Raw genomic sequence first — 1983 nt, 5'->3', positions numbered from 1 at the left:
CTGTGCGTCTTGTGATTGCCAGGTGCAGCGTCGACTACGTGGGTCGGCTGACGGCTCATCTGCCGAGCGCGGTCCGACTGCTGCTGGTGAAGGCTGACGGGTCGGTGTCCATCCATGCGGACGGGCGGGCCTACAAGCCGCTGAACTGGATGAGCCCGCCGTGCGTGATCGCCGAGGCGGACGGCGTCTGGCGGGTGACCAACCGAGCGGACGAACAGCTCGTCATCACCCTCGAAGAGATCATGCATGACTCGTCGCACGATCTCGGTGTGGACCCGGGTTTGCGCAAGGACGGCGTGGAGGCGCACCTGCAGGTGCTGCTCGCCGACCGCCCGGATGCCATCCGCGACGGCCTCACCCTCGTCCGCCGGGAGTACGAGACCGGCATCGGGCCGGTCGATCTGCTCTGTCGCGACACCGACGGTGGGAGTGTCGCCGTCGAGGTGAAGCGCAGGGGCGAGATCGACGGCGTCGAGCAGCTGACCCGCTATCTTGCCCGGTTGGAGGCGGACCCGTTCCTGCCGCATCCGGTGCGCGGGATCCTGGTCGCGCAGTCGATCACGCCGCAGGCGCGGCTGCTTGCCGCGGACCGTGGTCTGAGCTGTGTCACCGTCGACTATGACGCGTTGCGCGGACTGGCGCCCGCGATCCCGACCCTGTTCTGACCTCCGGTGTATCGTACCGCCTTGGGCCTGCTGGCCGACAGTCCGTTGTCGGGTAGCCTGGGCGTGAGTGAGCAGGCCGCCGGATAATCCCGTCGGACGAGAACAGACCCTCACAACCTCGGTTGTCGGGTGGCGCGCCTCACGCAAGCACCCCTTCCGCTTGCGCAAAGCACCCCGCTCACCTCCCGGCCGTGCCCTGACCAGGGAGTAAGCCGCGAACGCCGCCCCGCCAGCCCACGCGCGTTGGGGCGCTGCGCGACGTGGGGGCGGGTCCGCACCATCCTGCGCGTCCGCGCTGACAGCTCTGGTTGTCAGTCTGGAGTGCGGCAGGCGGGGGTGTCGGCCGGCGAGCACCACACGAGCCGGATCGTGGTTCCCATGTGAGCGACTATTCGGAGGGCACTGGTGGCGGACGTGAACGAGCCCCACATCTCGCCGCCGTAGGCGACGACGCTGGCGTGATCGTGGAACTGGAGGCCCCAGGCGAGGATCTGACCGTCGAGCTCGTCGTCGTTCTCTTCGACCAGTGCGAACAGGCGTGGCGCCAGCCCGCCGACAAAGGTTTCCAGCAGGCTCGCGGACTCCTGCGCGGCGGCAAGCCGCGGGAGGCCGGCTTGTCCGTTGTCGTCGCTGGCGTCGGTCGAGTGGTGCGCGCTGGCCGTCATGCTGGCCCGTCCTGTCGTCCAAAAGCCTCGCTGTGCCGGCGGCTCGGTCTGGCGCGGTCGTGGCTTAGCCGGTGGCTTACGAGGTGCGTGCCCCTGTGTCGGCTTCGTGCTGGGAGTGGCCCGCCGTCGAGGTTCGGTAGCTGCCAGGTGTCGAGCGCGCGGAGCCGGTCGACGATCCGTGGGAGTAGTTCGGGATCGTCCCGGAAGGTGACCAAGAACGCTGATTCCTGTCCGCCGTATGGCGTTCGCTTGGGTAGCGGCGCGGGCGATTCCAGGTCGCCGGGCTTGGAGTGCGCCGCGGGTGGCGGCGGTTGCGATTCCGCCCGGATTTCCGACCAGACGACTTTGCCGCCGGGGGTCGTCACCGGGTACCAGGCCCATCGGGTGCTGAGCGCGTCGACCAGGACCAGGACCAGGCCGCGTCCGCCTTCCCCGTCGGTGGCGGTCCACCGGATCGCGGGGATGCCCGCGGCCGGCCGGCCGATCGTCAGCGGTAGCGGTAGCGGGGTACGCTCCTGCAACACCCGCAGGTGCGCCCACTCGTTCGCGACATCAAACGCCGCGAACGCACCCAGCGGCCTCCCCTCGGCATCCCACACGACGAACCGGCGCTCGCCCATCGACCCCTCACCTCTTCCCATTCGTTCCACGGC

The 1983-nt window shown here is 69.3% G+C and carries 2 protein-coding genes and 1 pseudogene; 1 reads left to right on the top strand and 2 read right to left on the bottom strand.

The window, feature by feature from the left end; translation table 11 throughout:
* Positions 1 to 2: 2 nt before the first annotated feature.
* Positions 3 to 665, top strand: a complete 663-nt coding sequence (nucS, locus tag U9980_RS05140) for an endonuclease NucS (RefSeq protein ID WP_322766906.1) — start codon at positions 3 to 5, stop codon at positions 663 to 665.
* Positions 666 to 976: 311 nt separating this feature from the next.
* Here nucS and U9980_RS05135 read toward each other — a convergent pair whose 3' ends face one another.
* Both U9980_RS05135 and U9980_RS05130 read right to left on the bottom strand, forming a co-directional pair.
* The gene (locus U9980_RS05135) at positions 977 to 1330 is read right to left on the bottom strand and encodes a hypothetical protein (protein WP_322766905.1); all 354 of its coding nucleotides are present in this window, start codon (positions 1328 to 1330) and stop codon (positions 977 to 979) included.
* Positions 1327 to 1983 (bottom strand): annotated as a pseudogene (locus U9980_RS05130) (hypothetical protein); the annotation flags it as partial. The pseudogene U9980_RS05130 and the gene U9980_RS05135, both read right to left, overlap by 4 nt.

The organism is Protofrankia sp. Cr1, assembly GCF_963555865.1.
GTDB lineage: Bacteria > Actinomycetota > Actinomycetes > Frankiales > Frankiaceae > Protofrankia.
The sequence above is the reverse complement of the archived record's forward strand: the minus strand, read 5'-3'. Positions and strand labels throughout refer to the sequence as shown.

Coding starts and splice junctions, on each gene's coding strand:
- U9980_RS05135 (WP_322766905.1), bottom strand. CDS start 1,330: ATGACGGCCAGCGCGCACCACTCGACCGACGCCAGCGACGACAACGGA.